Annotated in this window: 19 protein-coding genes, 2 tRNA genes, 2 other RNA genes and 2 pseudogenes; 9 read left to right on the plus strand and 16 right to left on the minus strand. The window is 52.1% G+C overall.

The window, feature by feature from the left end; translation table 11 throughout:
• Positions 1-38: 38 nt before the first annotated feature.
• The 7 genes from MUU46_RS13915 to MUU46_RS13945 form a co-directional block, all read right to left on the minus strand.
• Complete coding sequence (locus tag MUU46_RS13915; protein WP_159755869.1) at positions 39-881, minus strand: ion transporter; 843 nt, start codon at positions 879-881, stop codon at positions 39-41.
• Between the two features lie 45 nt (positions 882-926).
• Positions 927-1,931: a murein tripeptide/oligopeptide ABC transporter ATP-binding protein OppF gene (gene oppF / locus MUU46_RS13920; protein ID WP_159755866.1), complete on the minus strand. Its 1,005-nt coding sequence runs from the start codon at positions 1,929-1,931 to the stop codon at positions 927-929.
• Positions 1,928-2,938: an ABC transporter ATP-binding protein gene (locus MUU46_RS13925; RefSeq protein ID WP_159755863.1), complete on the minus strand. Its 1,011-nt coding sequence runs from the start codon at positions 2,936-2,938 to the stop codon at positions 1,928-1,930. The genes oppF and MUU46_RS13925 overlap by 4 nt, the downstream gene beginning before the upstream one ends.
• Positions 2,939-2,949: 11 nt before the next feature.
• The gene (gene oppC, locus MUU46_RS13930) at positions 2,950-3,858 is read right to left on the minus strand and encodes an oligopeptide ABC transporter permease OppC (protein WP_159755860.1); all 909 of its coding nucleotides are present in this window, start codon (positions 3,856-3,858) and stop codon (positions 2,950-2,952) included.
• Between the two features lie 14 nt (positions 3,859-3,872).
• On the minus strand, positions 3,873-4,793 hold the full coding sequence (gene oppB / locus MUU46_RS13935; RefSeq protein WP_258965809.1) for an oligopeptide ABC transporter permease OppB: 921 nt from the start codon (positions 4,791-4,793) through the stop codon (positions 3,873-3,875).
• Between the two features lie 120 nt (positions 4,794-4,913).
• On the minus strand, positions 4,914-6,545 hold the full coding sequence (gene oppA / locus MUU46_RS13940; protein WP_258965810.1) for an oligopeptide ABC transporter substrate-binding protein OppA: 1,632 nt from the start codon (positions 6,543-6,545) through the stop codon (positions 4,914-4,916).
• Positions 6,546-7,424: 879 nt separating this feature from the next.
• Positions 7,425-8,072, minus strand: a complete 648-nt coding sequence (locus MUU46_RS13945) for a YchE family NAAT transporter (protein WP_159755851.1) — start codon at positions 8,070-8,072, stop codon at positions 7,425-7,427.
• Positions 8,073-8,550: 478 nt separating this feature from the next.
• On the opposite strand from MUU46_RS13945, the gene adhE reads away from it, so the two are divergent.
• Positions 8,551-11,226 (plus strand): bifunctional acetaldehyde-CoA/alcohol dehydrogenase, encoded by a 2,676-nt coding sequence (gene adhE / locus MUU46_RS13950; RefSeq protein ID WP_159755848.1) that lies wholly within the window; start codon positions 8,551-8,553, stop codon positions 11,224-11,226.
• Between the two features lie 72 nt (positions 11,227-11,298).
• Here the strand turns inward: adhE and tdk are convergent, their stop codons facing one another.
• Positions 11,299-11,925, minus strand: a complete 627-nt coding sequence (gene tdk, locus MUU46_RS13955; RefSeq protein WP_258965811.1) for a thymidine kinase — start codon at positions 11,923-11,925, stop codon at positions 11,299-11,301.
• Between the two features lie 556 nt (positions 11,926-12,481).
• Between tdk and hns the strand changes: the two genes are divergently transcribed.
• A complete protein-coding gene (gene hns, locus MUU46_RS13960; protein WP_110508619.1) occupies positions 12,482-12,892 on the plus strand; it encodes a histone-like nucleoid-structuring protein H-NS in 411 nt (136 codons plus the stop codon).
• Between the two features lie 160 nt (positions 12,893-13,052).
• On the opposite strand, the gene galU is transcribed toward hns, so the two are convergent.
• The 3 genes from galU to rssA all read right to left on the minus strand — a co-directional run bounded on the left by galU (position 13,053) and on the right by rssA (position 16,174).
• Positions 13,053-13,961 carry a UTP--glucose-1-phosphate uridylyltransferase GalU gene (gene galU / locus MUU46_RS13965; protein ID WP_159755842.1) on the minus strand — a complete coding sequence of 303 codons (909 nt, stop codon included), beginning with the start codon at positions 13,959-13,961 and terminating at the stop codon, positions 13,053-13,055.
• Between the two features lie 198 nt (positions 13,962-14,159).
• Positions 14,160-15,173, minus strand: a complete 1,014-nt coding sequence (rssB, locus tag MUU46_RS13970) for a two-component system response regulator RssB (RefSeq protein WP_159755839.1) — start codon at positions 15,171-15,173, stop codon at positions 14,160-14,162.
• Between the two features lie 89 nt (positions 15,174-15,262).
• On the minus strand, positions 15,263-16,174 hold the full coding sequence (gene rssA / locus MUU46_RS13975; RefSeq protein WP_258965812.1) for a patatin-like phospholipase RssA: 912 nt from the start codon (positions 16,172-16,174) through the stop codon (positions 15,263-15,265).
• Between the two features lie 113 nt (positions 16,175-16,287).
• Here rssA and MUU46_RS13980 point away from each other — a divergent pair, with 113 nt between their 5' ends.
• The 6 genes from MUU46_RS13980 (at position 16,288) to MUU46_RS14005 (ending at position 18,345) form a co-directional block, all read left to right on the plus strand.
• A complete protein-coding gene (locus MUU46_RS13980) occupies positions 16,288-16,746 on the plus strand; it encodes a YchJ family protein (RefSeq protein WP_159755833.1) in 459 nt (152 codons plus the stop codon).
• A 47-nt stretch (positions 16,747-16,793) separates the two neighbouring features.
• Positions 16,794-17,636 carry a formyltetrahydrofolate deformylase gene (gene purU, locus MUU46_RS13985; protein WP_159755830.1) on the plus strand — a complete coding sequence of 281 codons (843 nt, stop codon included), beginning with the start codon at positions 16,794-16,796 and terminating at the stop codon, positions 17,634-17,636.
• Positions 17,637-17,788: 152 nt separating this feature from the next.
• Positions 17,789-17,873, plus strand: a tRNA-Tyr gene (locus MUU46_RS13990).
• 37 nt (positions 17,874-17,910) lie between these two features.
• A tRNA-Tyr gene (locus MUU46_RS13995) sits at positions 17,911-17,995 on the plus strand.
• Between the two features lie 43 nt (positions 17,996-18,038).
• Positions 18,039-18,170, plus strand: a non-coding RNA gene (locus MUU46_RS14000) — RtT sRNA.
• Between the two features lie 43 nt (positions 18,171-18,213).
• Positions 18,214-18,345, plus strand: a non-coding RNA gene (locus MUU46_RS14005) — RtT sRNA.
• Between the two features lie 50 nt (positions 18,346-18,395).
• Here MUU46_RS14005 and MUU46_RS14010 read toward each other — a convergent pair.
• Positions 18,396-18,569 (minus strand): annotated as a pseudogene (locus tag MUU46_RS14010) (Lrp/AsnC ligand binding domain-containing protein); the annotation flags it as partial.
• Here MUU46_RS14010 and MUU46_RS14015 point away from each other — a divergent pair.
• A pseudogene (locus tag MUU46_RS14015) lies at positions 18,563-19,015 on the plus strand (DMT family transporter); the annotation flags it as partial. The pseudogenes MUU46_RS14010 and MUU46_RS14015 overlap by 7 nt on opposite strands.
• On the opposite strand, the gene narI reads toward MUU46_RS14015, so the two are convergent.
• The 4 genes from narI to MUU46_RS14035 are packed head-to-tail and all read right to left on the minus strand — an operon-like array spanning position 19,016 to position 25,675.
• Positions 19,016-19,693, minus strand: coding sequence for a respiratory nitrate reductase subunit gamma (narI, locus tag MUU46_RS14020; protein ID WP_159755828.1), 678 nt, complete (start codon positions 19,691-19,693; stop codon positions 19,016-19,018). It lies immediately after the preceding pseudogene.
• Positions 19,693-20,403, minus strand: coding sequence for a nitrate reductase molybdenum cofactor assembly chaperone (narJ, locus tag MUU46_RS14025; RefSeq protein ID WP_159755825.1), 711 nt, complete (start codon positions 20,401-20,403; stop codon positions 19,693-19,695). The genes narI and narJ overlap by 1 nt, the downstream gene beginning before the upstream one ends.
• Entirely contained in the window at positions 20,400-21,935 is a 1,536-nt protein-coding gene (gene narH, locus MUU46_RS14030) for a nitrate reductase subunit beta (protein WP_159755822.1), read from the minus strand. The genes narJ and narH overlap by 4 nt, the downstream gene beginning before the upstream one ends.
• Positions 21,932-25,675, minus strand: coding sequence for a nitrate reductase subunit alpha (locus MUU46_RS14035; protein WP_159755819.1), 3,744 nt, complete (start codon positions 25,673-25,675; stop codon positions 21,932-21,934). Before MUU46_RS14035 ends, narH begins: the two co-directional genes overlap by 4 nt.
• Between the last annotated feature and the right edge of the window lie 3 nt (positions 25,676-25,678).

The following is a 25,678-nucleotide window of genomic DNA, read 5'->3' on the forward strand; positions in this document are numbered from 1 at the left end:
AGAATATGAACAAGATAAGGCTGCTTACGCAGCCTTTTTTATTTCCCTTCCGGTAATGGCGTGCCACAAATGCTGCAGTAGTTCGCTTTTTTTTCATGCCCTGTATGCCGACATTTAGCGCACACACGGGCACTACGGCGATTCTGAAACTCATTACTCATATGGGTGGTAATTAACCCGGTTGGAATGGCGATTACCGAGTAACCAATCAAAATGAGAAGCGACGCCACAAACCGCCCGACACCGGTGTGTGGGGCAATATCGCCGTAGCCCACGGTAGTGGCGGTTACCACCGCCCAGTACACCGACGCCCCTAAGGTCACAAAGCCGTTCTCAGGGCCTTCGATGCCGTACATCAGCGAGCCGAACACCACCATCACAATCGCGATTAAGAAATAGAACACCATTAATTGATGTCGGGCGCTGACAATCGCCACCCAGAAGATCCGCAGTGATGACATATAGCGCAGCAGCTTTAGCACGCGCAGAATACGAATGGTCCTTAATGCCCGCCAGGCGAAAACATAATTCACGCTGATTTCCGGCCATAGCCAAAGAACATACATCGGCAGCACGGTGATTAAATCGATTATTCCCCAAAAGCTGAATACATATTTCGCGGGCTGCGGCCAGCACAGCACTCGAAGAAAATACTCAACGGTAAATACCGCAGTGATGAGCAGTTCCAAATAGACAAAGGTGTGCCACTGATCGAAAGTCAGATGGTAATGAGAATCCAATGCCGATTCGATAAAAATAATCATGACGCTGAATAGCGCAAAAAAACCGCACAACGCCTCGACGCGACGTCCGCAGCGGGTACTTTGATCAAACAGAATGCGGTAAAGACGCTGACGGAGTGAAACCGGGGCGACGGGCACAATAACCTCACAATAAAAAGGGCTGACATTTGTCAGCCCGGGAGATTATAGCGGGTCCACCTTCAGACAGGAAACGGCATGTCGGAAGCTACCCTCCAGAACCGGTCGCGTTTTCGCGCATTCCGGCCCGGCAATCGGGCAACGGGTGCGGAATACGCAGCCTGACGGCGGGTTGATAGGTGACGGTAACTCACCTTCCAATAATTGTATCTTTTTGTTCTTTTCCAGATCCGGGTCTGGAATGGGCACCGCGGACATCAGCGCTTTGGTGTAGGGGTGCAGCGGATTGTGGTAAACCTGATCGTAGGTGCCCAGCTCTACCGCGTGGCCCAGATACATTACCAGTACACGATCGGAGATGTGTTTTACCACCGCCAGATCATGGGCGATGAAAATAAGCGACAGGCCCATTTCACGTTGCAGCTGCTGGAGCAGGTTTACCACCTGCGCCTGGATCGACACATCCAACGCCGAAACTGGCTCGTCACAGATAATCAGTTTTGGCTCAAGAATCAACGCACGTGCGATGCCGATACGCTGACACTGACCACCGGAAAACTCATGCGGGTAACGGTTGATGAGGTTCGGCAGCAGGCCTACTTTCATCATCATCGCCTTCACGCGGTCACGGACTTCCTGACGAGGCATTTTCGGATGATAGGTGCGCAGCGGCTCGGCGATGATATCACCGATATTCATACGCGGATTCAGGGAAGCCAGCGGATCCTGGAAAATCATCTGAATGTCGCTGCGCACGGCGCGCCATTCGTCCGGTTTCATGCCCAGTAAATCTTTACCCAGCCAGGCGACACGCCCTTCGGTGGCTTTCACCAGACCGATGATGGCGCGGGCAAAGGTCGATTTACCACAGCCAGATTCTCCGACCACACCCAGCGTTTCGCCTTCATACAGTCGCAGCGTTACGCCATCGACCGCCTTCAGGGTTTTCGAGGGCTGCCAGAACCACTGTTTGCCGTCTTTGATGTCAAAGTGCACTTTCAGATCGGCAATTTCGAGCAGAACTTTTTTATCTTCAGTCACGGCGTTCATACCAGATCCCCCACCGGTTTAAAGCAGGCGCGTAAACGGCCAGGCGCGAACGCCTCCAGAGGCGGAGCCGTATTGCAGATTTCCATCGCATGCGGGCAGCGTGGCTGGAACGGACAGCCTTTCGGCAGACGCATCAGGTTTGGCGGGTTGCCAGGAATGGTTAACAGCGCTTCACCTTCCGCATCCAGACGCGGCACCGCGTTAAGCAGCCCTACTGAATACGGGTGCGCCGGGTGATAAAACACGTCGCGCGCGTTGCCATATTCCATGGTGCGTCCAGCGTACATCACCAGCACTTTGTCACAGATCCCGGCCACAACGCCAAGATCATGCGTGATCATGATGATGGCGGTGTTGAATTCACTTTTCAGCTCATTCAGCAGGGTCATGATTTGCGCCTGAACAGTCACGTCCAGTGCGGTTGTCGGTTCATCCGCAATCAGAAGTTTTGGCCGACACAGCAGCGCCATGGCGATCATCACACGCTGACGCATACCACCAGAAAACTCGTGCGGGTACATGCGCATACGCTTACGCGCTTCCGGCATTTTTACCGCATCCAGCATCCGCACGGACTCTTCAAATGCTTCGGCTTTACCCATGCCTTTGTGCAGCATCAGCACTTCCATCAGCTGCTCGCCTACCCGCATGTACGGGTTCAGGGACGTCATCGGATCCTGGAAAATCATCGAAATCTGTTCGGCGCGCAGGCGGTTAAGCTCTTTCTCCGGTAGATTCAGGATCTGACGGCCGTTAAAAGACGCGACGCCGCCAATGCGGCCGTTCTTCGCCAGCAAGCCCATCAGCGCAAACGCGGTCTGGGATTTACCGGAACCGGATTCACCGACGATCCCCAGCGTTTCGCCTGCTCTCAGGCTGAAATTCAGATCATTTACCGCCGTCACGTCGCCGTCTGCGGTGGCAAACGTTACGCGTAAATCTTTCACGTCCAGCAGCAGACCAGATTGTTGCTGCTGCGGGGCGTTAACCATTTCAATCGTGCTCATGGCATCACTCCTTAGCGGTCTTTCGGGTCGAGGGCATCACGCAGGCCATCGCCGATAAAGTTGAAACAAAACAGGGTTACCACTAGGAAACCTGCCGGATACAGCAGCAGCCATGGAGACACTTCCATAGAGTTGGCGCCATCACTCAGTAATGCGCCCCAGCTGCTGAGTGGCTCTTGGGTACCCAGACCGAGGAAGCTCAGGAACGATTCAAACAGGATCATGCTTGGCACCAGCAGTGAAGCGTAAACCACCACCACGCCCAGCACGTTTGGCACAATATGGCGCACAACGATATTTGCGGTTGAGACACCGCCCACCTGTGCCGCTTCGATAAATTCTTTGCGCTTCAGGCTTAAGGTCTGACCGCGTACGATACGCGCCATATCCAGCCAGGAAACCATCCCGATTGCCACAAAGATAAGCAGGATGTTTTGGCCAAAGAACGTCACCAGCAAAATAACGAAGAACATGAACGGGAAGGAGTTCAGGATTTCCAGCAGACGCATCATGACGGAATCCACCTTTCCACCGAGATAGCCGGAAAGTGAGCCGTACAGCGTCCCCAGGATTACGGCGACCAGCGCCGCGGCGATCCCTACCATCAGCGAGATTCGACCACCAATCGCGACACGTACTAATAAATCACGGCCGGATGAATCGGTCCCGAAATAGTGCCCAGAAGGCATATCAGGGGCGCTGGACATCATGTCCCAGTCGGTATCGAAGTAGCTGAACTGCGATAGCATCGGGGCCAGCGTTACGAACAGGGCGATAACCACCAGCACAATCAGGCTGGCAACCGCCGCACGGTTATGCATAAAACGACGGCGGGCGTCCTGCCAAAGGCTGCGACCTTCAACTTCCAGTTTTTCACTGAAGTGTTCCAGCGCCTCGCTGTTTTTCTTACTCAACATCATGGCGAACTCCAGTGTCAGTAACGGATTTTCGGATCGATAACGGCATACAGCACATCGACGATCGCGTTAAACAGAATGGTCAGCGCACCGACCAGAATGGTCAGGCTCAGTACCAGGGAATAATCGCGGTTCAGTGCGCCATTCACGAACAGCTGACCGATACCCGGCAGGCCGTAAATGGTTTCGATGACCATCGAACCGGTGATGATGCCCACAAACGCTGGTCCCATATACGAAAGCACTGGCAGCAGCGCCGGTTTCAGCGCATGACGCAGAATAATGCTGCGCATCGGCAACCCTTTCGCCCTTGCGGTACGAATGAAGTTGGAGTGCAGGACTTCAATCATCGAACCACGGGTGATACGTGCGATACTAGCGATATAGGCCAGCGACAGCGCCACCATCGGCAGGATCATGTATTGCACCGCCCCGCCGTTCCAGCCACCGCCCGGCAACCAGTGCAGCGTGATGGCAAATATCATCACCAGCAATGGCGCGACCACGAAGCTCGGGATAACCACCCCGGTCATCGCCACCCCCATGACGGCATAATCCCATTTGGTATTTTGATTCAGCGCGGCTATTACCCCGGCACTAACGCCCAGGATTACGGCGAGGAAGAATGCAGCAAAACCTAACTTAGCTGACACCGGGAAGCTCGCGACCACCAGGTCGTTCACAGAATAATCTTTATATTTGAATGACGGTCCAAAATCGCCGTGTGCCAGCTGCTTCAAATAATTGAAGTACTGGACCCCGATAGGATCATTCAGGTGATATTTGGCTTCAATGTTCGCCATGACTTCTGGCGGCAGCGTACGTTCGCCGGTAAATGGACTGCCCGGCGCCAGACGCATCATAAAGAAGGAAATGGTAATCAGGATAAAGAGTGTCGGAATTGCTTCCAGACAGCGACGTAATATAAATTTCAACATTGCCCGTACCTTCTGGCGTGTGCCTTTACATGTCGCAATTCAGCGTGGCTGATGCAGTCATGTGATAGTGCGTGAAATAAGACACAGTGGGGCAACCCTGTGTTGCCCCACGTATTGCCATTAATGCTTAATGATGTACAAATCTTTGGTGTAGATGTTGTCCATCGGATCTTTACCGGTATAACCGCCAATCCATGGTTTCACCAGACGGGCATTCACATAGTAATAGACCGGAACGATAGCGGAGTCTTTGCCCAGCTGCTGTTCAGCTTTGTCATACAGCGCAACACGCTGTGCTTCGTCGGTCGCTTGAAGAGTCTGCTTCATGATCGCATCAAACGCCGGGCTCTTATAGTGCGCGGTGTTCATTGAGCTATCAGACAGCATGGTATTCAGGAAGGACGTCGGTTCGTTGTAGTCCGCACACCAGCCAGCACGCGCAACGTCGTAAGTACCCTGATGACGGGTATCCAGGAAGGTTTTCCACTCCTGGTTAACCAGCTTCACGTTCACGCCCAGGTTTTTCTTCCAGATAGACGCGGCAGCGATTGCCAGTTTTTTGTGAAGATCAGAGGTGTTGTACAACAGTTCGAAGGTCAGCGGCTTATCTGCGGTGTAGCCTGCTTCGGCCAGCAGTTTCTTCGCTTCTGCGTTACGTTTTTCCTGAGTCCAGGTAAACCACTCTGGTTTGGTCAGCTTCGCGCCATCAGTGTACGGAGGGGTGTAACCGTAAGCTGGCAGGTCACCCTGCGCTTTCACTTTGTTGACGATGATGTCGCGGTCCAGGCCCAGTTTCAATGCGGTACGTACACGCTCATCGGTGAACGGGGCTTTCTGATTGTTAATTTCGTAGTAATAGGTGCACAGGTACGGGTCAACGTGAACTTCGGTTGGGATCTCTTTCTTCAGCTTCTGGAACAGCTCAATCGGCAGGTTGTTATAGGTCATGTCGATTTCGCCGCTACGGTAGCGGTTTACGTCGGTGACTTCAGAAGAGATTGGCAGATAGGTAATCTGGTCAATAACGGTATCTTTGTTATCCCAGTAGTTGGTATTGCGCTCCATTACGATGCGCTCGTTCACTACCCAGTCTTTCAGTTTATACGCACCGTTGGTGACGATATTGGCAGGCTGAGTCCACTTCTCACCGAATTTGTCGATGGCGGTTTTATTTACCGGGGACATCGCCGGGTTCACCAGCAGTTTGTAGAAATAAGGAACCGGTTCGCTCAGAGTGACTTCCAGAGTGTGATCGTCGATGGCTTTCACGCCGAGATCGGAGGTCGGTTTTTTGCCGTCGATGATTTCATCAACATTCAGGATGTGACCGTACTGCGGATAGCTCGCATACGGGGACGCGGTTTTCGGGTCCACCAGACGCTGCCAGCTATAAACGAAATCTTGTGCCGTTACCGGCTCGCCGTTGGACCATTTTGCGTCTTTACGCAGATGGAAGGTCCACACTTTGAAATCTTTGTTATCCCAGCTTTCTGCTACGCCCGGGATCGGGTGACCATCTTTGGTGGACGTGATGAGCAGGCCTTCGAACAGGTCACGGCTCACGTTTGCTTCTGGAACACCTTCAATTTTGTTCGGATCCAGTGACTGCGGCTCAGCGCCATTGTTACGGATCATGGTTTGCTTATCTGCCAGCTTAACACCTGCAGGAACGTCTGCAGCCATTGCACTTCCTGCGATAAGTGCAGCTAAAACACCGGCTGCAATGAGGCTTTTTTTTGTGATGTTGGACATTGTGTTGATACTCCGCTCATTATAATTACTGGCTGTGCCAGCCTGTTTAATCCCCGAAGGGTTCCCATACAGCGCAGGAGTGAATGCGTCTGTCAGGTGTTTTACCCGTCATACTTCACGTTGCTGCTTCGTTGGCTTCGTCTGTTCACCCCAGTTACTTACTGGAGTAAGCTCCTGGGGATTCCCAGGTTTGCCGCCTTTCTGCAACTCGAATTATTTAGGGTTTACTGCGTGCTATCACCGACTTCTTTATTACGGTCACTCTTTATTCGGCAACCTTTCGTCGATTCTTTAGGCCATCCCCCTGTCGGGATAACCAAGATTCTTTTTCGCATCAGGAGATTTATTTGAAAATTATTCTCATCTCCACTTTTTGTATCGCGAAATGTCTGGGCGGAAAGTACCAAAAGCATTTCTCCCCCGCCAATACAATTTGCAAATTTGTTAACCAATTCTCTTTTGTTGAACCTGTGTCGAATAAAACAGGCCAATTTTCGCAGTGCCGATTGAAATTTAATTTTTATTAATCATTAAGTTAATCAAAAAACGCCCCAGCACGCGGGTCGCACAACGCCGGCGGCGGCTTTTTGCACAAAAATTTAACAATTGATTATTATTTAGCACATTACTCTGCGTGAACGTTGAAATTACTAATAACATTTCAAATATCCCACGGCAAGCGTAAGAGTATCATGTTAGTGAAATAACATTATTGCCCAGGGTACTACACGGAGCTCTTAAGGTTAATTACCTGATAATAATAGAATTAATGAGGAATAACAGAAGGCTATTACGACGGGATAATTCACATTTATTGATATGTTTTGCTAATAGATGAAAGAAAAAACGGGGGCGTGTTCGCCCCGTTTCAGGACCGTGTCATGCGAGCAATCCGGGGAAGATAGATTTGATACCGGCCACAATAAATTCAATGCCAAGCGCCATCAGCAGCAGACCCATGATACGGGTGATAACGTTGATACCCGTTTGTCCCAGTAACCGCACCAACCACGGCGCAATGCGGAACAGTCCCCAACAGCAACCGGCAAAAATCGCGATAGCGACGGAGAAGCCAATCAGATGCGCGATATTATGGTAGCGCGTGCCCCAGACAATCGTGGAGCTGATTGCCCCCGGCCCGGCCATTAAGGGTAATGCCAGGGGGACAACGCCAACGCTTTCGCGGATTGCCGTCTCTGATTTTTCCTGCTTATTCTGTTTATCCTCACCGAGCTTTCCGCTGATCATCGACATCGCAATCGTGACCACCAGAATACCGCCCGCAATACGGAACGAGTCGATAGAGATACCGAAGAGTTGCAGAATGCCGTCACCAAGAAACAGTGAAGTCCACAAGATGATGGCGACCGAAAGGTTTGCCGTCAGGTTGGTTTTATTGCGCGCAGGCGCTGACTGGTAGCTGGTCATACTGATGAACACCGGGATGATACCCACCGGGTTTACCAGCGCAAATAAGCCAATGAAAAACTTAATATAAGTTGGAAAATCGAACAGCGATTGAATCACGGTAACCCCGCGCCCTCATCAATTGTAGTAGTTGACGTACAGTAATCACGAAAAACGCGCTGAAGATACGCTGTTTGACGGCATTCTTCACCACAAATCTGCTGTAAAACGCTACCAATACACGTTGTTATGTATCTGTTTAAATTATGCTAATGTTACCCCAGCCCGAAATTACGATCTTTTAACACTTGATACAAACCGCTAAAATCGGCCTGCTGAATGGAGTCAGCTTGGTGTAATCTTGATTTAGATCACGCAATTCGTACTCAGAAGTGGGTAATCTTAATGTCGCACCAGGGAGTAGCCCGGTACCTCTACCGGGTGTAATGGAAGGCTCTTTTAGTAAATCAGTGGATGAAGGTCGTTAAGTAACCTGTTGTTTTTATGGCTCTTACGCAAGCTGCTTGTGGTCTGTCTATACTGACGTATCGCGCAGCTGATTTACTAAAAAAGTTTAACATTATCCAGGAGAGCATTTATGGCTGTTACTAATGTCGCTGAACTGAACGCACTCGTCGAGCGCGTAAAAAAAGCTCAGCGTGAATATGCCAACTTCACCCAAGAACAGGTTGATAAAATCTTCCGCGCGGCCGCACTGGCTGCTGCAGATGCTCGAATCCCTCTCGCGAAACTGGCCGTTGCCGAATCTGGCATGGGTATCGTGGAAGATAAAGTGATTAAAAACCACTTTGCTTCTGAGTATATCTACAACGCCTATAAAGATGAAAAAACCTGTGGTGTCCTGTCTGAAGATGACACTTTCGGTACTATCACCATCGCTGAACCTATCGGCATCATCTGCGGTATCGTACCGACCACCAACCCAACATCTACCGCTATCTTCAAGTCTCTTATCAGCCTGAAGACGCGTAACGCAATCATCTTCTCCCCACACCCACGTGCGAAAGACGCGACTAACAAAGCCGCTGATATCGTTCTCCAGGCTGCAATCGCAGCAGGTGCGCCGAAAGATCTGATTGGTTGGATTGATCAGCCTTCCGTAGAGCTGTCCAACGCTCTGATGCATCACCCAGACATCAACATGATCCTCGCCACGGGTGGCCCGGGCATGGTTAAAGCAGCATACAGCTCCGGTAAACCTGCCATCGGCGTAGGTGCGGGTAACACCCCTGTTGTTGTTGATGAAACAGCTGATGTGAAACGCGTTGTGGCGTCCATCCTGATGTCTAAAACCTTCGACAACGGCGTAATCTGTGCATCTGAACAGTCCGTTATCGTAGTTGACTCTGCGTACGCTGCTGTACGTGAGCGTTTTGCTTCTCACGGCGGCTACATGCTGCAGGGCAAAGAGCTGAAAGCCGTTCAGGACATCATCCTGAAAAATGGCGGTCTGAACGCAGCTATCGTTGGTCAGCCAGCAACCAAAATTGCAGAACTGGCAGGCTTCACCGTCCCAGCAGATACCAAAATTCTGATTGGCGAAGTGACCCTTGTTGACGAATCCGAGCCGTTCGCTCACGAAAAACTGTCTCCGACTCTGGCGATGTACCGTGCTAAGAACTTCGAAGACGCCGTTGTTAAAGCGGAAAAACTGGTTGAGATGGGCGGCATCGGCCACACCTCTTGCCTGTACACCGACCAGGACAACCAGCCAGAGCGCGTTAAGCACTTCGGCGACAAAATGAAGACGGCTCGTATTCTGATTAACACCCCGGCGTCTCAGGGTGGTATCGGTGACCTCTACAACTTCAAACTCGCGCCTTCCCTGACTCTGGGTTGTGGTTCCTGGGGTGGTAACTCCATCTCTGAGAACGTGGGTCCTAAGCACCTGATCAACAAGAAAACCGTTGCTAAGCGAGCTGAAAACATGTTGTGGCACAAACTTCCGAAATCCATCTACTTCCGTCGTGGCTCACTGCCAATTGCGCTGGATGAAGTGATTACCGATGGTCACAAACGTGCGATGATCGTGACTGACCGTTTCCTGTTCAACAACGGCTATGCAGACCAGATCACGTCTGTTCTGAAAGCAGCTGGCGTTGAAACTGAAGTGTTCTTTGAAGTTGAAGCTGACCCAACTCTGACCGTAGTACGTAAAGGTGCAGAACTGGCGAACTCCTTCAAACCAGACGTGATTATCGCGCTGGGCGGCGGTTCCCCGATGGATGCTGCGAAAATCATGTGGGTCATGTACGAACACCCAGAAACTCACTTCGAAGAACTGGCTCTGCGCTTTATGGACATCCGTAAACGTATCTACAAGTTCCCGAAAATGGGTGTGAAAGCGAAGATGATTGCGGTCACCACCACTTCCGGTACCGGTTCTGAAGTGACCCCGTTTGCGGTAGTTACCGATGATGCGACTGGTCAGAAATATCCACTGGCTGACTACGCGCTGACTCCGGACATGGCTATCGTTGATGCCAACCTCGTGATGGATATGCCGAAATCACTGTGTGCATTCGGTGGTCTGGATGCGGTAACTCACGCCCTGGAAGCTTATGTGTCTGTACTGGCATCTGAGTTCTCTGATGGTCAGGCTCTGCAGGCTCTGAAACTGCTGAAAGAAAACCTGCCAGCGTCTTACCACGAAGGCTCTAAGAACCCAGTTGCACGTGAACGTGTTCACAACGCTGCGACTATCGCCGGTATCGCGTTTGCTAACGCCTTCCTCGGTGTATGTCACTCCATGGCGCATAAACTGGGTTCCCAGTTCCACATTCCACACGGTCTGGCCAACGCCCTGCTAATCAGCAACGTTATTCGCTACAACGCGAACGACAACCCGACCAAGCAGACTGCATTCAGCCAGTACGACCGTCCGCAGGCTCGTCGTCGTTACGCAGAAATCGCAGACCACTTGGGTCTGACTTCTTCCAGCGACCGTACTGCTGCGAAAATCGAGAAACTGCTGGCATGGCTGGACAGCATCAAAGCTGAACTGGGTATTCCTAAGTCTATCCGTGAAGCAGGTGTTCAGGAAGCTGACTTCCTGGCACACGTTGACAAACTGTCTGAAGACGCGTTTGATGACCAGTGTACCGGTGCTAACCCACGTTACCCACTGATTGCTGAACTGAAGCAAATCCTGCTTGATACCTACTACGGCCGCGAATTTAGCGAAGGCGACGTAGCTGAAAAGAAAGCAGCAGCTCCAGCTAAAGCTGACAAAAAAGCGAAGAAAACCGCTTAATTTGAAAGCCAAATAAAAACCCGCCAGATGGCGGGTTTTTTTATGTCTGTTGCGCGCTAAAGCGTGGTGAGATTACTCTTCCACCTTCCCTCGCACTCGCTGCTGAATAGCGCTCAGAGAGCCTTCCAGAAGCGCTTCTTTGTAATGTTTACGGCATACGGAGACGTAGCGCTCATTCCCGCCGATAACCACCTGTTCCCCTTCGTTATACGGACGCCCTTCCTGATCCAGTCGCAGCACCATGCTCGCCTTACGACCACAGAAGCAGATGGTTTTTAATTCCACCAGTTTATCGGACCAGCACAGCAAATATTGGCTGCCAATAAACAGCTCGCCGCGAAAATCTGTACGCAGGCCGTAACACAGCACCGGGATATCCAACTCATCCACAACCTCTGACAGCGCGTAGACCTGCTCGCGAGTCAGGAACTGGCTCTCATCTACCAGCACACAATGAATCGGCTCCTGCGCGTGCTCAGCAGCGATATCGTCAAACAGCGATGTCTGTTGGTTGTAGAGCTTCGCCGGTGAGGATAATCCGATGCGGGAACTGACTTTTCCTGCGCCAAATCTGTCGTCAATTTCTGCGGTATAAACCAGCGTTCGCATTCCGCGTTCCTGGTAATTATAGGAGGATTGTAACAAAGCCGTAGACTTCCCTGCATTCATTGCAGAGTAGTAAAAATAAAGTTGTGCCATTCGCAGCATCACCTCAATCATCGTGATTTAACGGCACGAATTGTACCATATCCCCTGTAAATTTCAGCGTTCACGCAGCGCATAATCCATTGCGCCTTCACGTAAAATATTAAGTTCTTCTTATCTATAATAACAATCAGAAACAGTCAGCTATTCACATGACGCTTTAAGATAATGCCGAGTTATCAGCCAGCTAATCCCTTACCTGGTGGCCCAAGGCTTTCGTGACGTTATGATTCAGATTCTATTGATTCCAGGAAATTCGCCCCCTGGGCCGCGAGTAATACGAAAGGCTGATATTCGCGTTCCTCTTATATATGCCGCGCTGTAACAGAGAAAAAGGCATACTTTGTAAGGGTGTTCTTATGATTGATGACTGGCAATAAGCCCTCATGATGTGAACTGGCGCGTGAAATTTAACTTTATCTAATTATTAATCGCGGTAAATAACACGATATTTTGACTTCCTTACAAAGCACCCTATTGCACATCTGAAATTAACGCTCTATTATTACCTCAACAAACCACCCCACAATATAAGTTTGAGAATACGACAATGAGCGAAGCACTTAAAATTTTGAACAACATCCGTACTCTTCGTGCGCAGGCAAGAGAATGTACTCTCGAAACTCTCGAAGAAATGCTGGAAAAATTAGAAGTTGTTGTTAACGAACGTCGCGAAGAAGATAATGCGGCCGCTGCCGAAGTTGAAGAGCGTACTCGTAAACTGCAACAATACCGTGAAATGCTGATTGCTGATGGCATTGACCCAAATGAACTGCTGAACAGCATTGCTGCAGCAAGTAAATCTGGTGCTAAAGCTAAACGTGCAGCTCGCCCGGCTAAATATAGCTACGTTGATGAAAACGGCGAAACTAAAACCTGGACCGGCCAGGGTCGTACCCCGGCAATCATCAAAAAAGCAATGGATGAGCAAGGTAAATCTCTGGACGACTTCCTGATTTAATCTTTCTTGTTTGTTTGAAAATCCCGCTCTGCGGGATTTTTTTTATCCTGAAATCGACCCTGGCATTCTCAATAGTGCCTGGTTTTAACACGATCCTGATGACAGGTAATAAAAAACCGGGGTCTTTTCAGAACCCCGGTCGGTACAGCAGGTGAGCAAATTACTTGCCCGCTTCCACTGTTTCTTCCAGCCAGGCTTTAAAATCCGCACCCAGTGAATTGTGGCGAATGCCATATTCAACAAACGCACGCATATAACCCAGTTTATTACCGCAGTCGTGGCTTTTGCCTTTCATATGATAGGCTTCAACGGTTTCTTTCTCGATCAGCATATCGATTGCATCGGTCAGCTGGATCTCGTCCCCGGCGCCTGGAGGCGTCTTCGCCAGCAGCGGCCAAATCTCCGCGCTCAGAACATAACGGCCTACAACGGCGAGGTTAGACGGCGCCACGTCGGCTTTTGGTTTCTCAACCACACCCACCATTGGCACGCTATCTCCTGGATTCAAGGCTTCGCCTTTGCAATCCACAACACCGTATGCAGTTACGTCGTCAACCGGTTCAACCATGATCTGGCTGGCACCTGTTTCATCAAAACGCTTCATCATATCGGCGAGGTTGTCACGGGACAGATCGGATTCATACTCATCCAGAATCACGTCTGGCAGAATAACCGCGACAGGCTCATCACCCACAACCGGATGCGCACACAGAACTGCGTGGCCCAGACCTTTTGCCAGCCCCTGACGGACCTGCATAATGGTCACGTGTGGCGGACAAATAGACTGCACTTCTTCCAGCAGCTGGCGCTTAACGCGTTTTTCCAGCATGGCTTCAAGTTCAAAACTGGTATCGAAATGGTTTTCGATAGAGTTTTTAGAAGAATGCGTAACCAGAACAATTTCAGTAATGCCTGCAGCAATACATTCATTGACTACATACTGAATTAATGGCTTGTCGACCAGCGGCAGCATTTCCTTAGGAATCGCTTTAGTGGCGGGCAACATCCTGGTACCCAATCCCGCTACCGGGATTACGGCCTTAGTGACTTTCGTATTTAATGCAGCCATTGAAATCTCCTGAACTGTTCAACTTTTGAACGTGCTCGTTAATTAATAACGCGTTAAGTATATCAGTACCGATTGCTCAATCTGGTCTGAAAAGGACACGTTAACCTTGAATTAGGATTTTTACGTATAAATCCTGCTGATAGTACCACTACCGTCTGAAAGCGGGGACCGCAATAACCCGAGATTCAGACTAATTGTTCATTCCGCAGACAACATCAGGCGCAAGCGCCCCCCTGCTCCCCAAATTTGGCACTGCCAGGATTCGCAGCGCTGGCTGATTTGATTTAAATAAGTATTACCTAATGTGCCCAGCGGAACCCCATTGCTGATCTGTATTTGGTGCTCACCGGTGTTAAGCGATCCGTTGAGTCCGGCAGAGACGAGGATCAGATTTTTAATTCCGCTGTGGTAATACCCAACCAGTAACGGGAATTGTCCTGGTAAATTGGCCTGGCGCAGCAATTGATTGACCTGTTTTAGCAAATTGCCTAATTCAGGTAGACGCTGTCCTTCGTGCGAAAGCTGTTCTTGTAACAAACCGTTAAATAAAGCACGCAACAAAAGTGCGGCCAAAACGCCATTATCACCCGCTCGCGTAACGTCGAGACAATAAAATGCCAGATCTTTATCTGAGAGTGGTGCAATATCGAGCACCAGACCATGATTATCGGCTGACACCAGCTGACGATAATTTATTCGGCAGTGAGATATAACCTGCTGGACGGGTGGTTGAAGTTCCTGAAGTAATTTCGCCGCAGCGGATGGGTTCGTCACCAACGCATCCCAATCCTCAAATAAACGCTCTTCTTCCTCAACGCGAGAGTTGAACATATTGGGATAGAGGCAGGCGAAAACGGTTTCACGCAGGCGGTTTAGATCTTTGACCGGTTTGAGCAGCACATCCTGCACGCCGAGACGCAGCGCTTTGGCGATGTCTGCCATATTTTCGGTTGCGGAAATGACCAGAATCGGAAGCTGATGTCCGTTGTTACGTAAGAATTCGACCAACTTAAGGCCGTTCATTCTCGGCATCGCAATATCGCAAATCATCAGATCAGGGTTGAGCTTGACCATCTTTTCGAGAGCATCCACACCGTCTTTAGCCAGGGCCGTATCTGCACCCAGCGATGAAAGCCACGAATCTAACAATGAGCGGAAAACGGGTTCGTCCTCGACGATAAGAATCTGTTTTCCCGCCAATGGCTGCGTCATGATATCTCCCCTGGCAGACGATAAGTAAATAGTGGCACGCTATTCGTGCTATCGCCTGTCAGATTTTGCTGAAGTAATCGAAAAATGCCCTAACCCATGCTGCGGACTAACGGTAAAAGCTCGTCCATCTTTTTCTCAACCGACAATTGACCTGCGGCGATGGCCGCGGGCGCTCGGTGGAAATCAAGCGTAGATATCTGTGGGCAAAAAGGTTGCAACAGGATGTCGGGCGGATCGCCTGCCATACGGTTGCGCTTTAATCGGTTTTCCAGCACCTGAATAGAGGTCGTCATGATCTCCATGGCCGTGGGTGTTATTGCCGTCCGGCGTGATGTCATGCGCCCTAACCTGGCACGAAAACGTTCATGCCAGGTGAGCGATTCATCATTCTCTAAAGACTGTGGATCGGGCTGAAGGTTCACCGACAGCAGATCCTGTTGCATTAAATGCGCATCGTGCTGCAAATCGACAGCAATCACGATGTCTGCACCCAACGCACGAGTGAGCGAAACTGGGACTGGGTTCACCACCGCGCCATCGACCAACCAGTAACCGTTATGCATCACGGGAGACATCAACCCAGGGATACTGCACGAGGCGCGGACGGCCATATGAAGGTCACCTTCGGTAAACCAAAGTTCACGCCCAGTGCTGAGGTTGGTGGCGACGGTCGCAAAACGACGTTCGCAGGATTCGATAGTATCGACAGGGAGAAGCTGGCGGAAATGGCTGAATACACGTTCGCCGCGCAGCAGTCCGCCGCGCCGCCAGGAGAGATCCATCAGACGTAAAACATCCCACGAACTGAAAGAGCAAACCCACTTTTCCAGAACAGGGAGACGATCGCAGGCAAAGGCCGCCCCCACTAGCGAACCAATGGAACACCCTGCAACGATATCAATCTCAATGCCCATTTTTTGCAGCGCTTTAATGACGCCGATATGTGACCATCCACGCGCCGCGCCCGAACCCAGGGCTAATCCTACTTTAAGCTTTCTCATTCCTGGCTGTACTGAACCCTATTCCCAACGTAGCAACATTGCCACTGCTCGGTTAACATATTTACCGCCGGCGCAGCTGCGCTTTTCTTTATTGACTCAACGGGAAGGCATTTATGCATTCACTTTGCCCCTGCGGCAGCGCTCTGGAGTATAGCCTATGTTGCCAGCGATATCTGTCAGGCAGCGAGCTTGCGCTAACGCCGTCACAGCTTATGCGTTCGCGCTATAGCGCCTTTGTGATGAAGGACGCAGATTATCTGGTGAAAACCTGGCATCCGTCCTGTGAACCAGACGCATTCCGTGCGGATCTCGAGAAGAGTTTCGCTGGAACGGAATGGCTCGGTCTGACACTTTTTGCCGCCGATAACGGGAAACACGCCGACGAAGGCTTTGTCAGCTTTGTTGCCCGCTTTCGTGAACATAGCAAGAGTAGTGCCCTGATTGAGCGTTCAAGATTCTTAAAAGAAAATGGACAATGGTATTATATTGATGGTACACGTCCGTTAATCGGCCGCAACGACCCATGCCCGTGCGGATCGGGTAAAAAATTTAAAAAGTGCTGCGGTCAATAAGGCCGCCACACAGAAACAGCAAACACCTCAACAGGATTTCCCCCGCAATGCACTCATTACAACGAAAAGTGTTGCGTACAATCTGCCCCGACCAAAAAGGGCTGATCGCACGTATTACCAATATTTGCTACAAACACGAACTGAACATCGTGCAGAACAATGAATTTGTCGATCATCGCACTGGGCGTTTCTTCATGCGCACCGAGCTTGAAGGCATCTTCAACGATGCCACACTGCTGGCCGATCTCGATGGCGCATTACCGGAAGGTTCGATTCGCGAACTGACCCCAGCGGGCCGTCGTCGCGTTGTGATTCTGGTCACCAAAGAAGCACACTGTCTGGGCGACCTGTTAATGAAAGCTAATTACGGCGGCCTGGATGTCGACATCGCCGCGGTTATTGGCAACCACGATACATTGCGAACGCTTGTTGAGAAATTCGATATCCCGTTTGAGCTGGTTAGCCACGAAGGCCATACCCGTGAAGAGCATGATGCCCTAATGGCGGATGCCATCGACAAGCACGCGCCAGATTACGTGGTTCTGGCGAAATACATGCGCGTCCTGACTCCGGCCTTCGTGTCACGCTTCCCGAATAAAATCATTAATATTCACCATTCGTTCCTGCCCGCGTTCATCGGCGCACGTCCTTATCAGCAGGCTTACGATCGCGGCGTGAAAATCATCGGTGCCACCGCGCACTACGTGAACGACAACCTGGATGAAGGCCCGATCATCATGCAGGACGTGATTCACGTCGATCACACCTACACGGCAGAAGACATGATGCGCGCTGGTCGAGACGTCGAGAAAAACGTTCTCAGCCGCGCGTTGTATCAGGTTCTCGCACAGCGCGTGTTTGTGTACGGTAATCGGACAATTATTCTGTAAGGCGGATGACCGTTGCAGGGCTTTTAAACGTTATGGGCAAAAAGCACGCAAACGGTTCATTTTCCTGAAAGGAAGTCTTTACAGCGGCGCGTCATTTGATATGATGCGCCCCGCTTCCCAAAAGGGAGCAGGCTAGTAAAAGCATTACCCCTGGCGGGGTTCCCGAGCGGCCAAAGGGAGCAGACTGTAAATCTGTCGTCATCGACTTCGAAGGTTCGAATCCTTCCCCCGCCACCACGAATTCCGGTCAGTACCAGCATCACATCATACCCCTGGCGGGGTTCCCGAGCGGCCAAAGGGAGCAGACTGTAAATCTGTCGTCATCGACTTCGAAGGTTCGAATCCTTCCCCCGCCACCATCTCTTCTTCAGCACCATCTTCAAACTCACTTTAGATGCCACATTTTTCCCTGCACAGGGAAGGATGAGAAGCTTCGACCAAGGTTCGATTCGAGCAAAGCGAGAAAGCGTTGCCGCAGGCAACGACCCGAAGGGCGAGACGCACTAGCGTCAAGTCATCCTTCCCCCGCCACCATCTCTTCTTCAGCATCATCTTCAAACTCACTTTAGATGCCATATTTTTCTCTGCACAGGGAAGGATGAGAAGCTTCGACCAAGGTTCGATTCGAGCAAAGCGAGAAAGCGTTGCCGCAGGCAACGACCCGAAGGGCGAGACGCACTAGCGTCAAGTCATCCTTCCCCCGCCACCATCTCTTCTTCAGCACCACCTTCAAACTCACTTTAGATGCCACATTTTTCTCTGCACAGTATCCTTCACGACTAAACGCATCACAAAGCAGTCTTTCCCGGTAACCTTGTCGCATTCAATGCATTCCGGCATCGCCTGAATATATTTATCGACTTTTTGTAGTAGCCCCGGCAGCGGTCTGACACGCACCAGCGCTTGCAGGGTATAACCGAGCGCTGACAGGGATTACGCTGGCATTAAGTGCGGCCTTTTTCTACGCACTGACGGCCATCATTGTCCGGAAAGTACGCCCGTTTCCTCCGCAGCATATCGCCTTTATCCAGGTCTTGACCAGAGTAGTGATGCTGCTCCCGCTGGCGCATTTCACCTCGATTTCAACAACCTTCCCGTGGGGAATTTTGCTCACGCTCGGGATTGTTCACACCGGAGTAATGTACCAACTGCTCTACAGCGCCATTCAGAAATTACCAACGCCCATTATCGGCTCACTCTCGTTTATTTATCCGCTCGTGGCGATTGTGGTCGATAGCCTGGCGTTTGGTCATACGCTAAGCGCGATACAGTGGTTCGGCGGGATACTGATCCTATTTGCAGCGGCGGGGAATAATCTGGGCTGGGGCACAAAAGAAAAGGCCCCGCATCAGCAGGGCCTTGAACAGAAAGCGCGGTAATTAGCGACGCGCGCGAACAACCTGGTATTTGCGGGTCAGGTATTCCACCGGCACGCTCCAGATATGTACCAGACGCGAGAACGGGAACAGCAAGAACAGCGTCATACCGAGCACCAGGTGCACACGGAAAATAAACGCTACGCCGTCGAGGTACGCAGATGCACCACCGTGGAAAGTCACCACCGACTGCGCCCAGCCAACCAGTTTCATCATTTCGCTGCCGTCCATATGCTGCGCAGAGAACGGTATGGTCAGCAGACCCAGCGCGCACTGGATAACCAGCACTGAGAGCACCAGAATGTCGGCGCCGGTAGTGGTGGCACGCACACGCGGATTAAACAGACGGCGTTTGAGCAGCAGAATACCACCGACCAGACACATCAGTCCGGCAGCACCGCCGCCGAACATCGCCATTTTCTGTTTCACTTCCAGCGGCAGGAACGATTCATACATCCAGTGCGGCGTCAGCATCCCGAGGGCGTGACCGGCAAATACGCCGAGGATCCCGAGGTGGAACAGGTTCGACGCCAGGTTCATGCCTTTTTTGTCCAGCATCTGGCTGGATCCCGCCCGCCAGGTGTATTGTCCATAGTCGTAACGCAGCCAGCTGCCGACCAGGAATACCGCTCCGGCGATGTACGGGTAGATGTCAAAGAAGAACATATTCAGGAATTGCATTAGCGCTCCCCTCCAGTGGAAATATTCAGATACTGCGGCGCAACGGCACCGGCAAAACGACGCTGATGGGCGGCGATATCCGACTCAGCGCATCCCGGGTCTGCAAAGAATTTAACCTGCTCTTCTTCCCAGACCGCATCCAGCGCCTGCGGGGTATCATCGCGGGCTTCGTCCGCAATTTTTTCCGCCATTTTCTCGCTATCCACGTCGGTACTCGCCAGCTTCAGCAGTACGTCGAACAACACCGCATACTGACTTTCACGCTGTTGCAGACGCGCACTCAGCAGCGCCAGAATAGGCGCGATATCCTGCAATCCGCCCTGCGCTTCTTCACGCGGCAGCTGCGCCAGATATTCCAGATACAGCGGCAAATGATCCGGCAGTTCCCGGCTGTCGAGTTCTAAACCGTGCTGCGCATACTGCGCCATCAGATCGACCATCGCCTGGCCACGATCACGAGATTCACCATGAACATGTTCGAACAGCAGCAGCGACGTAGCGCGGCCACGATCAAACAGTTCGCTGTAGGCCGCCTGTACATCGAGCACATCTTTATGCGTCTGGTCGCGAACGAATACGCACAGCGACTGGGCGTCCTCTTTGCTCAGCACGTCAGACTCAGTCAGCGCATCGTAAACTTCCTGCTGATGCTGCCACAAGGCAGCATCCGGGTATTCCAGAAGACGGGAGACAATCACCAGTTCTTTCATGATTTGCGCTCCGTTTTGCTGGTCACATCAATCGCGTCAATACGACGGCTGTTGAACAGGTTGAACGAGCTGTCGGAACCACTGCACCCGTCGCCGAAGCTAAAGCCACAGCCGCTTTTTTCCGGGAACGCGTCGCGAGCCAGTTCACGGTGGCTGCTTGGCACCACGAAGCGATCTTCGTAGTTAGCGATAGCCAGATAACGGTACATTTCCTGTGCCTGGGCTTCGGTCAGACCGACTTCGTCCAGCGCGGTCGTGTCGTTCACACCATCAACAGTTTCGGCGCGCTTGTAGTGGCGCATCGCCAGCATACGTTTCAGGGCACGCAGAACCGGCGCGGTGTCGCCCGCCGTCAGCATGTTCGCCAGATACTGCACTGGAATGCGCAGGCTATCGACGTCCGGCAGAATGCCATTGCTGCCAATCTCTCCGGCATCCGCCGCAGACTGAATTGGAGACAGCGGTGGCACGTACCAGACCATCGGCAACGTGCGGTACTCCGGATGCAGTGGCAGTGCCAGCTTCCAGTCCATCGCCATTTTATACACTGGCGATTGCTGTGCGGCGTCAATCACGCTCTGCGGAATGCCGTCTTTCAGCGCCTGCTCAATAACTTTCGGATCGTTCGGATCGAGGAACACATCCAGCTGACGCTGGTACAAGTCTTTCTCGCTCTCGGTGCTTGCCGCCTGTTCGATAGCGTCCGCGTCATACAGCAGCACGCCGAGGTAGCGAATACGCCCCACGCAGGTTTCGGAGCACACGGTCGGCTGACCGGCTTCGATACGCGGGTAGCAGAAAATGCACTTCTCGGATTTGCCGCTTTTCCAGTTGAAGTAGATTTTTTTGTACGGACAACCGGTGATGCACATGCGCCAGCCGCGGCACTTATCCTGGTCGATAAGCACAATGCCGTCTTCTTCGCGCTTGTAAATCGCCCCGCTCGGACAGGTCGCCACACATGCCGGGTTAAGGCAGTGTTCGCACAAACGTGGCATATACATCATGAAGGTGTTTTCGAACTGGCCGTACATTTCCTTCTGGATGTTTTCGAAGTTTTTGTCACGGGACAGTTTGGAAAACTCGCCGCCCAAATCATCTTCCCAGTTCGGGCCCGAGGTGATTTTATCCATGCGCTGGCCGGTAATCAGCGAGCGCGGACGCGCAATCGGCTGATGCTTACTTTCACCGGCTTTATGCAGGGTCTGGTAATCAAAATCAAACGGCTCGTAATAATCGTCGATGCCCGGCAGATGCGGGTTCGCAAAGATTTTACCCAGCAGCAGCGCTTTGTTACCCATGCGCGGCACCAGTTTGCCGTTGATTTTACGGATCCAACCGCCCTTCCATTTCTCCTGGTTTTCCCAGTCGTTAGGGAAGCCGACGCCCGGCTTGGTTTCCACGTTGTTGAACCACGCGTACTCCACACCTTCACGGCTGGTCCAGACGTTTTTACAGGTGACTGAGCAGGTATGGCAGCCGATGCATTTATCGAGATTCAGCACCATGCCGACTTGTGAACGAATTTTCATTTTACGCTCTCCTGTACCTGGTCACACCCTTCGCCATCTAACCAGTCAATATTCTTCATCTTACGGACCACCACGAACTCATCACGGTTAGAGCCGACGGTGCCATAATAGTTAAAGCTATACGCCAGTTGCGCGTAGCCACCAATCATGTGGGTTGGTTTCGGGCTGATACGTGTGACAGAGTTATGGATCCCGCCACGCTGGCCGGTAATTTCCGAACCTGGCAGGTTCACGATACGTTCCTGGGCGTGATACATCATGGTCATCCCCGCCGGAACACGCTGGCTCACAACCGCACGCGCTGTCAGTGAACCGTTGCTGTTGAACGCTTCAATCCAGTCGTTATCTTCGATACCCAAATCTTTGGCGTCGGATTCACTCATCCACACAATCGGACCACCGCGTGACAGGGTCAGCATCAGCAGGTTGTCGCTGTAGGTCGAGTGAATGCCCCATTTCTGGTGCGGCGTCAGGAAGTTCAGCGCCTTCTCAGGATTGCCGTTGGACTTCTGGCCCATCACCGCTTTCACCGAACGGGTGTCGATCGGCGGACGGTACACCAGCAGGCTTTCACCGAAATCGCGCATCCACTGGTGATCCTGATACAGCTGCTGACGACCAGATAGCGTACGCCATGGGATCAGCTCGTGGACGTTGGTGTAACCTGCGTTATAAGAGACGTGTTCATCTTCAAGGCCAGACCAGGTCGGGCTGGAGATGATTTTTCGCGGCTGGGCCTGAATATCGCGGAAGCGAATTTTTTCGTCTTCTTTATTCAGCGCCAGATGCGTGTGGTCACGACCGGTGATTTCACTCAGTGCGGCCCAGGCTTTTACCGCCACTTGACCATTGGTTTCCGGGGCCAGCGTCAGGATCATTTCTGCGGCATCAATCGCCGTGCTGATCAGGGGCTGGCCTTTCGCCGGGCCGTCAGCCTTGGTGTAGTTCAGCTTACGCAGAAGCTCGACTTCGCTGTCGGTGTTCCAGGCAATGCCTTTCCCGCCGTTGCCGATTTTCTCCAGCAGTGGTCCGACTGAGGTAAAGCGTTCCCAGGTGGCTGGGTAATCACGTTCCACGGTCATGATGTGCGGGGCAGTTTTGCCCGGAATCAGGTCACATTCGCCTTTTTTCCAGTCCTTCACGTCCATCGCCTGCGCCATTTCGGCCGGGGAATCGTGTTGAATTGGCAGTGTCACCACGTCCGTTTCTTTACCCAGATGACCCACGCAGACTTCAGAGAATTTCTTGGCGATGTCTTTGTAGATATCCCAGTCGCTTTTCGATTCCCATGCTGGGTCAACAGCCGCAGAGAGCGGGTGAATAAACGGATGCATATCCGAGGTATTCATGTCGTCTTTTTCATACCAGGTTGCGGTCGGCAGCACGATGTCAGAGAACAGACAAGTGCTCGATAAACGGAAGTCCAGCGTCACCACCAGATCCAGTTTACCGTCGAGGCCGTTATCAACCCATTCCACTTCTTCCGGCTTCACGCCGCCTTGCACGCCCAGATCTTTGCCCTGAATGCCGTGCTCGGTACCCAGCAGGTACTTCAGCATGTATTCATGGCCTTTACCGGACGAGCCCAGCAGGTTCGAACGCCAGATAAACATGTTACGTGGGTGGTTTTTGCCGTTATCCGGACGCTCAGAGGCGAAGTGCATCGAGCCATCTTTCAGGGATTTCACGGTGTAATCTACCGCGGACATCCCGGCTTTCTCAGCGTCAGCCGCAATGTGCAGCGGGTTGGTGCCCAACTGCGGCGCGGATGGCAGCCAGCCCATGCGCTCTGCACGCACGTTGAAGTCAACCAAATGCCCGGTGTAGCGGGATTTATCCGCCATCGGCGACAGCAGCTCCTGCGCGGTCAGCGTTTCATAACGCCACTGGCTGGAGTGATTGTAGAAATAAGAGGTGCTGTTCATGTGACGCGGTGGACGGTTCCAGTCCAGCGCGAACGCCAATGGAGTCCAGCCGGTTTGCGGACGCAGTTTTTCCTGGCCCACATAGTGTGCCCAACCGCCGCCGCTCTGACCGACGCAGCCACAGAAAATCAGCATGTTGATAATCCCGCGATAGTTCATATCGAGGTGATACCAGTGATTCAGGCCCGCGCCGACGATGATCATCGAACGACCGTGGGTCTTATCCGCGTTGTCCGCAAATTCACGCGCGGTACGGATGATCTGTGCGCGGGATACGCCGGTAATTTTTTCAGCCCATGCCGGAGTATACGCTTTGATGTCGTCGTAGCTATTGGCACAGTTTTCATCGTTCAGACCACGTTCCAGGCCATAGTTGGCCATGGTCAGGTCATAAACGGTGGTCACCAGCTGAGTAGAACCGTCTGCCATCTGCAGGCGTTTCACCGGCAGTTTGTGCAGCAGAATGTTTTCCAGTTCTACGTTGGTGAAATGTTCGGTACCGTCGCCGCCGAAATACGGGAAACCGACTTCAGCGATATCGTCATGGCTACCGAGCATGCTCAGGCGCAGCTGAACTTCTTCGCCGCTTTTACCGTCGCGCTGTTCGAGATTCCACTTGCCTTTATCGCCCCAGCGGAAACCGATCGAGCCGTTTGGCACGGTCACTTCGCCGTTATCGTCAAAGGCCACCGTTTTCCATTCTGGATTCTGTTCCTGGCCCAGACCGTCAACGAGGTCTGATGCGCGCAACATACGGCCTGCAGCGTAGTAACCGTCACGTTCTTCCAGCGCCACCAGCATCGGCATATCGGTATAACGACGCACGTAGTCGGTGAAGTACTGGCTCGGTTTGTCGAGGTGGAATTCGCGCAGCATAACGTGGCCCATCGCCAGCGCCATTGCAGCATCGGTACCCTGTTTCGGGGCCAGCCACAGATCGCACAGCTTGGCGATTTCAGCGTAGTCAGGAGTAACCGCGACGGTTTTGGTACCTTTGTAACGCACTTCGGTAAAGAAGTGAGCGTCCGGGGTACGCGTCTGCGGCACGTTAGAGCCCCAGGCGATGATGTACGAAGAGTTATACCAGTCGGCCGATTCCGGCACGTCGGTTTGCTCACCCCAGGTCTGTGGAGACGCCGGAGGCAAGTCGCAATACCAGTCGTAGAAGCTCAGGCAGGTACCGCCAAGCAGAGACAGATAACGCGCGCCCGCCGCGTAGGAAACCATCGACATCGCCGGGATCGGCGAGAAGCCCGCCACACGGTCGGGACCGTAGGTTTTGATGGTGTAGACGTTCGACGCCGCAATCAGTTCGTTCACTTCCTGCCATGAAGAACGTACGAAGCCGCCGCGACCACGAGCCTGTTTGAAGCTTTTCGCTTTGTCTGAGTCTTCGATGATAGAAGCCCAGGCATTCACCGGATCCGGATGCTGAACTTTCGCTTCACGCCACATTTTCATCAGGCGTTTGCGCATCAGCGGATATTTCAAGCGGTTAGCGCTGTAGAGATACCAAGAGTAACTGGCGCCACGTGGGCAGCCGCGCGGCTCATGGTTTGGCATATCCGGACGGGTACGCGGGTAGTCGGTCTGCTGGGTTTCCCAGGTTACCAGGCCGTTTTTCACGTAAATCTTCCAGCTACATGAACCCGTGCAGTTTACGCCGTGGGTAGAACGCACCACTTTGTCATGCTGCCACCGTTGGCGGTATCCATCTTCCCAGTCCCGGTTAGTTTCCATAACCTGACCATGCCCATCGGCAAAGGTTTCGCCCTTCTGCTTGAAGTAGCGAAACCGGTCCAGAAATTTGCTCATCGG

The sequence above is a fragment of the Scandinavium tedordense genome, assembly GCF_024764965.1.
Classification (GTDB): domain Bacteria; phylum Pseudomonadota; class Gammaproteobacteria; order Enterobacterales; family Enterobacteriaceae; genus Scandinavium; species Scandinavium tedordense.